The sequence below is a fragment of the uncultured Lactobacillus sp. genome (assembly GCF_902491705.1).
GTDB lineage: Bacteria > Bacillota > Bacilli > Lactobacillales > Lactobacillaceae > Lactobacillus.
Map to the genome: position 1 here is coordinate 1 of NZ_CABUIW010000081.1, position 6,910 is coordinate 6,910.

General features: G+C 36.1%; 6 protein-coding genes. 1 reads left to right on the forward strand and 5 read right to left on the reverse strand.

Annotated features, from left to right (window positions below):
* Both RDN22_RS10650 and RDN22_RS10655 read right to left on the reverse strand, forming a co-directional pair.
* Window positions 1-1,202 (reverse strand): glucose-6-phosphate isomerase (locus RDN22_RS10650; protein WP_308558085.1); only part of this gene is annotated, 1,202 nt, incomplete at its 3' end.
* An 86-nt stretch (window positions 1,203-1,288) separates the two neighbouring features.
* Entirely contained in the window at window positions 1,289-1,891 is a 603-nt protein-coding gene (locus tag RDN22_RS10655; protein WP_308558086.1) for a VanZ family protein, read from the reverse strand.
* A gap of 145 nt (window positions 1,892-2,036) precedes the next feature.
* On the opposite strand from RDN22_RS10655, the gene RDN22_RS10660 reads away from it, so the two are divergent.
* Window positions 2,037-4,217 carry an LTA synthase family protein gene (locus RDN22_RS10660; RefSeq protein WP_308558087.1) on the forward strand — a complete coding sequence of 727 codons (2,181 nt, stop codon included), beginning with the start codon at window positions 2,037-2,039 and terminating at the stop codon, window positions 4,215-4,217.
* Window positions 4,218-4,254: 37 nt separating this feature from the next.
* Here RDN22_RS10660 and RDN22_RS10665 read toward each other — a convergent pair whose 3' ends face one another.
* Genes RDN22_RS10665 through RDN22_RS10675 form a run of 3 tightly spaced genes read right to left on the reverse strand, consistent with a single transcriptional unit; the run spans window position 4,255 to window position 6,820 of the window.
* Window positions 4,255-5,706, reverse strand: a complete 1,452-nt coding sequence (locus tag RDN22_RS10665) for a HAMP domain-containing sensor histidine kinase (protein WP_308558088.1) — start codon at window positions 5,704-5,706, stop codon at window positions 4,255-4,257.
* Window positions 5,706-6,428, reverse strand: a complete 723-nt coding sequence (locus RDN22_RS10670; RefSeq protein WP_308558089.1) for a response regulator transcription factor — start codon at window positions 6,426-6,428, stop codon at window positions 5,706-5,708. The genes RDN22_RS10665 and RDN22_RS10670 overlap by 1 nt, the downstream gene beginning before the upstream one ends.
* The gene (locus RDN22_RS10675) at window positions 6,428-6,820 is read right to left on the reverse strand and encodes an SdpI family protein (protein ID WP_308558090.1); all 393 of its coding nucleotides are present in this window, start codon (window positions 6,818-6,820) and stop codon (window positions 6,428-6,430) included. Before RDN22_RS10675 ends, RDN22_RS10670 begins: the two co-directional genes overlap by 1 nt.
* Window positions 6,821-6,910: the final 90 nt, after the last annotated feature.

Sequence of the window (6,910 nt, forward strand, 5' to 3'; positions counted from 1 at the left end):
ATAGCTAATTCGAAGAAGTAAATCATGTAACCTAAAGTATGTGCTGATTGGTCTGGAATGTTAACAGTCATAACTGGTACACCACCATCAGTGTGGGCCAAAACAACACCTTCGTAAGCACGGTCGTTTACGTAGTTCAAGCTCTTGCCTTCCAAGAAGTTAAGTTGGTCAAGGTTCTTTTCATCGCCTGGGATCTTAACATCGTGACGTGGGTTTTCAACACGGATAACAGTTTCGAACAAGTTACGTAAACCTTCTTGGATGTATTGACCAAGTGAGTGAAGGTCAGTAGTAAAGTTAGCACTTGATGGGTAGATACCCTTTTGGTCTTTACCTTCTGATTCACCCATCAATTGCTTACACCATTCACCAAACATTCTAAGGCTTGGTTCGTAGTTTTCAACGATTTCAGTAGTGTAACCCTTGCGGTAAAGAATGTTACGAAGTGCTGCGTATTGGTATGGAGTTGCCTTTGACAAGTCAGTGTCAGTGTAGTCAGCACGAGCGTCTGCTGCACCCTTCATTAATTCGTCAATGTCAGCACCTGAAGCAGCGATTGGAAGTAAACCAACAGCTGAAAGAACACTGTAACGACCACCAACGTCATCTGGAACTACAAATTCTTCGTAGCCTTCTGCGTCAGCTTCAGTCTTCAAAGCACCCTTTTGACGGTCAGTAGTTGCGTAAATTCTCTTAGCAGCTTCTTCTTTACCGTACTTCTTGATTAACTTGTCTTTGAAAATTCTGAATGCTACTGATGGTTCAGTAGTAGTACCTGACTTAGAAATTACGTTAACGCTGAAGTCCTTGTCGCCTAACCATTCGATTAAGTCGTAAAGGTATGAACCTGAAAGTGAGTTACCACAGAAGACAACAGTTGGCATATCACTGTCAACCTTGCCGTAGAAGTTGCTGTTCAAGAATTCAATTGCAGCTTGTGCACCAAGGTATGAACCACCAATACCGATACAAATTAAAACATCTGAATCGCTTTGAATCTTCTTAGCAGCCTTCTTAATGCGGGCAAATTCGTCCTTGTCGTAATCTACAGGTAAGTTAAGCCAGCCGCGGAAATCGTTACCAGCACCAGTACCATCACGAAGTTCAGTGTTAGCAGCGTTTACCATAGCTTGCATTTCACTTAATTCATTTTCGTGAACAAATGGAGTTAATTTACTACTATCAAATTTAATTAAACTCATAAATCTGCTTCCTAACTATAAAAAATTTTTACAACCTTATTTTAACAATCTTGTTTATCGAATACCAGTCTCAAATCACAGCGCATTCATTTTTTTCGAAATATCCGATAAATTAAATAGCCTAGGATTGCACCGCATGTATTGAAAAAAACGTCATCAATATCGCTAACACCAGTTTCTAGTAAAAATTGCAAAGTTTCAATTCCAACTGAGAATAGCATCCCTATTAGAACAGTTTTCAAAAAGGACTGCTTCTTAGAAAATACGATTGGAAATAAAATACCAAATGGGACAAAGCAAAGAATATTACCAAACGAATTATAAAAGAAATCTAATCGACTAGGAGCATACACCAACTTCCAAGTTTCCTTCATAAACACCAAATTAATATCGCTTAACGGCCTATTGAAATTCAATGTAATTTGCCAAGGAAAATAGGTATCTCGGAAAGTTGTCAGCATTAATATCAAAATTAAATAAAATGCAAAAATCCATACACTGGCTTCTGACTTAAGAGTGCGTCTTCTGCGAATGAAAAGAAGCCAGATTAAACGTAAAACAGCAAAAATCAAAAAATAAAAAACTGTCTTATCTAATGCCATTAAAGTTAATTTAATCAAAGCAAAGTGATTAATACTGGTCGCGTATTGCCTTGCTAACAAATTATATATTGGGCCAAAAAATAGCATGCTCTGCCTCTTTCCAAGTTATTCCTTTAAAATTATACTCACTTTTTTAGATCTAAATTATTAAAAAAGAGATAACTATTAGCAAAACATTGTTTTAGCTTGATGTAACCTTTAAAATTAATGTTTGTTAAGGAGTACTAAATATATGAAGAAAAAGAAAATCATTGCTTTTATTCAAACTCGACCTGGTTTTTTAGCACTACTAGTCTTTTGCTTTTGGATAAAATACATCTTTGCTGCTTATTTTGACTTTAACTTAGGATTAAGCGATCCATATCAACACATCATCATGTGGCTTAGTCCTATTGGAGTAGAAATTGTTTTGCTCAGCATCGGCTTTTATTTTCCAAGACCACTTGTATCATACATTGCAATGTTGGTGATGGATTTTGCTAATACTGCTTTATTATTTGCCAACATCATTTACTACCGACAATTTACAGATTTTCTAACTATTAAAACAATGAGTAACGTCGGTAAGGTATCGCAAGGTTTAGGAAAAAGTACTGTTGCCCTGCTTCATCCTACTGATATTTTGATTTGGATAGATCTAATTATCATCATCACGCTTTTGGCAATTCATAAAATTAAAATTGATCAAAAGTCATATGGTTTATCCATGCCTTTAGCAATTACATCCATTGGGGCATTTGTAACCACCTTAAACATCTTCTTAGCAGAAACTTCTCGGCCTCGACTTTTGCGCAACACTTTCGACCGCTCTTACGTAGTTAAATATTTAGGACTTGACACTTTCACCGCCTACGACGGAATTAAAAGTGCACAAAATGGGCAAGTAACCAAAAATGCCAATGCCTCAGATTTAAACAATATTCTAACTTTTACTAAGAAAAATTACGCTGCTCCTTCTTCTCCATATTTTGGTATTGAAAAAAATCGTAATGTGATCGTCATTCACCTTGAAAGTTTCCAACAATTTTTAATTAACCTTAAGGTCAATGGCAAAGAAGTAACTCCATTCTTAAATTCACTATACAAAAATAAACATACTATCAGCTTCAATAATTTTTATCATCAAGTAGGGCTTGGTAGAACCAGTGATGCAGAAAATATGCTTGAAACTGGAACTTATGGTATTTCAGATGGTTCTCTCTTCACGTCACTCGGATCAGAAAATACATTCCAAGCTGCTCCGCAAATATTACGCCAAGATGGTTATACTTCTGCTGTCTTCCACGGCAACGTAGGAACTTTTTGGAACAGAAATGATGTCTATAAAAATATGGGCTATAATTATTTCTTTGATAAAAACTACTACTCTTCACAACCAAAAGATACTAGTGGTTACGGCTTAAAGGATAAGTTGCTCTTTGCAGAAAGTATTAAATACTTAGAACAGATGCAGCAGCCTTTCTACACAAAATTTATTACAGTAACTAACCACATTCCATTTGATTTGGACAAAGAAGATCAAGATCCTAACTTCAAAACTACTAACACCACCGACCAAACTATCAATAATTACTTCGTCACTGCTCACTATCTTGATGAGGCAATCCGTGAATTTTTTAATTACCTTAAGTCATCTGGCTTATACAAGAATACAATGGTAGTAATCTATGGTGACCACTATGGTTTAAGCAATTCAGAAAATGAAACACTGGCACCAATTATCGGCGAAAGTTCTGATACTTGGAATACTTACAATAATGTGCAAATGCAGCGTGTACCATTTATGATTCATGCTAATAACCTTAAAGGACAAATCAATCATGAAATTGGTGGCGAAATTGATGTCTTGCCTACCTTATTGCATTTGCTTGGGGTAAACACCAAAGGCTACGCTCAATTTGGTGAGGATCTACTTTCAAAGAATAGACAAAATTGGGTAGTATTCAGAAATGGCACAATCGTCAGCGAAAAATACGTAATCGTTGGTGCTAAAGGAATTAAAGGTACAGTTTACAATCGAGAAAACGGTAAACAGATTATCAACTTTACACCGCAAGAAAAGAAAGAAATTGCAGAATTAGCCAAAAAAGGTAAAGATGCACTGCACTATTCAGACTTACTAAACAATCACAATCTATTGCGTTTCTACACGCCCGCCGGTTTTGTTCCAGCAGATCCAACTCAATTCAACTATTCTGAGAACTATCAAAAAATGCTTGAAATCATAAAAGAACTGGCTTCTAAATCAACTTCTCTTTACAGTAAACATCATGGCAGCACAACTAATCTTTATCGTACAAATGCGCCTGAGCTAAAAGGCAGAGCTCAAGAGATTACACAAGTCCCTAAGAATATTAAGGATGAAAATTCTAAATACAGCCAATCTAGTTCAAGCAATAATCAAGCAAAATAGCGCAAAGCAAAAAGCCGTTAGTTAATCTAACGACTTTTTATTTTTCAACAAATTGTTCATAGCCTTTATCAAAGAAGATCACAACAAACTTTGATCCTTCGCCAGGCTTTGAAGCAACTGTCACTTTACCACCATGCTGCTTAATCAATGATGATACGATTGCAAGTCCTAAACCAGACTCACCAGTACCTCTTCTTGCTCTAGATGGATCAGCCTTAAAGAAACGTTCAAAGATATATTTGATTTGGTCTTCACTCATCCCAATACCATTATCTTGAACTGTAAGTGCTGTACCATGCTCTATTCGTTTACCCTTAATTTCAATTTTTCCATCATGAGTAAACTGAATAGCATTTTGAACCAAGTTGACCATGACTTGAGTAAAGCGATCACGATCAGCATAGATTGGTAAATCATCAGGAGCTATTACTTCCAGCTCATCATTTGCCTTTTCAGCATTTTGACTAAGCTGAGACTTTAAGTCCTGCAAAATCGGCGTGGCATTAAAGTTAGTCTTAATTAAATTAATTTGGTTATTGCGAATCTTTTCGTAGTCCAAATTTTCATTAACTAACCTAATCAATCGCTTAGTTTCTCTTTGCATTAAAGCAATTGATTTTGGCTTCGATTCTTCTGGAATAGCGTCATATTGCAAGCCTTCCAAAATACCGTTAATTGTAGTCAACGGCGTCCTCATTTCGTGTGCTGCATCCGCCATAAATTGATCTCGCCGTTTTTCTTGTGCCTTAACTTCTTCATTAGACTGTTTCAGAGCCTGAACCATCTTATTGAAGTTTTCTGCCAGCTGATCAATTTCATCACTATCTTTATGCTGAATTTGCACATTAAAGTTCCCGGAAGCAACCTTTTGCGTTGCACGAGATAGACGTTTAATTCGAATAGTTGAATAATACGAAATAATAAAACTTAAAATCAAACCAACCGCAACAGTTATTAGCAACGCTCTAAGCAAATTGCGCTTAGCCATATAAATTGGTCTTTCAACATGCGTAACTCGTGAACTAATCCAGGCTACACCAACTAAGTTCTTACCATTCATCCACGGAACAAGTACACCCGTATAAGCATCCTTAGTTGATCTAATAGGTGATTGTTCATTGTGGTTATTTTGAATTCGAATTTCTTGTCCTGTCTTTAATGTAGAAAAGACATTCTTAGCTAGTTGAATTTTTGCATTAGTTTTAGGATAAATCTGTTCATTTTTTTCATTAAAAATACGTAAATGAACGTCATCACCATGCAAGACGAATTCTAATTGATTTAAAAAATTATTGCTCAGCAGTGCCGTGCCATTTTTTCCATCAACTTCAGCTAAATCACCAAGAGAAGCCGCATAGCCTTCCATTCGTTGATAATTTTGCATATATGCTTGATTGCGCGCATAACCAATCTCAGAATAACCAATAATCGAAATAGTTGTCACGATTATCAGCAAAAAGCCCAGCATGTTTTGATAGATTAATTTCATTATTTTGCCTGTGAATCATCAAACTTGTAACCCACGCCCCAAACGGTTTGGATTACTTTTGCACCAACTTTTTCAAGCTTTTGACGCAATTTTTTAATATGGGCATCAACGGTTCTTTCTTCACCGTAATATTCGTAGCCCCATACTAATTCCAAAAGCTGATCACGTGAAAAGACTTGCTTTGGCTTTTGAGCCATTGTATAAAGCAAGTCAAATTCTTTTGGTGTTAAATCTGTCACAGGTTGATCATCAAACAAGACTTCACGTCGACTCTTAGAAATTTTCAAGTGTCCAGTTTCAATCTCATAGTCTTGCTTTTGCTCTTGCTCAAGAGTAGGCTTTTCTTCCATCATCACTCTACGATGAAGTGCCTTTATTCTGGCAATTAAAGCAATTGGACTAAAAGGCTTAGTGACGTATTCATCGGCACCAATGCCTAGACCAAGTACTTGATCTGATTCACTACCTTTTGCAGTAAGCATGATAATAGGAACAGTAGGCGAAATTGCTCTTACTTCTTTTGCTACTTGAATGCCATCTTTTTTAGGCAAATTCAAATCAAGCGTAATCAAATCATACTTATCCGCATTTTTCTTAAACATATCGACGGCTTCGACACCGTCGACAGCAATATCTTGTTCCCAGCCTTCTTTTTTGAAAAACATTCCCATCATTTCAGCGACAGAACTGTCATCTTCAACCATTAATATTCTTAAATTCATTATCGATCCCTAAATCCCTTTGTTCTTTGACGCTTCACTTGATCAGGATCAACATAGTCATGTGGCAATTCATGCCGTTTAAGCAGAAACTTTTTCAAACTTTTTTCTGTATAAACAATTGGCAACAAGATAAATAAATAAAAAGTTAATAACCAAATGAGAAAATAGCGATCCCAATTCAAAAAGTGAATAATTAAACCAATCACAACTTGAATCAAACCAAAGAGAATACAATATAAACTTGCCCTCCTTTGAGCAAATTTAAAACTCTCTTTATTGACTTGCGCCAGATAAGATAAATAACCATAAATTCGATTAGGCTTTTTAGCTGGCGAAATCAGCCAAAGTATCCCAATCACCATCATAATTAAGCCACAAGCGACATAGATCACAAATTCTCACTCCTAATTCTGATAAATTAAAATGATTATTCCTCACCAGGTGCGGACATAACTATTCTCATTTTACCAGTGAATGTGAAT

What these genes read in the sequence shown, in the direction of transcription:
- RDN22_RS10655 (WP_308558086.1), bottom strand. Translation starts at nt 1,891, where the DNA reads ATGCTATTTTTTGGCCCAATATATAATTTGTTAGCAAGGCAATACGCG.
- RDN22_RS10660 (WP_308558087.1), top strand. Translation starts at nt 2,037, where the DNA reads ATGAAGAAAAAGAAAATCATTGCTTTTATTCAAACTCGACCTGGTTTT.
- RDN22_RS10665 (WP_308558088.1), bottom strand. Translation starts at nt 5,706, where the DNA reads ATGAAATTAATCTATCAAAACATGCTGGGCTTTTTGCTGATAATCGTG.
- RDN22_RS10670 (WP_308558089.1), bottom strand. Translation starts at nt 6,428, where the DNA reads ATGAATTTAAGAATATTAATGGTTGAAGATGACAGTTCTGTCGCTGAA.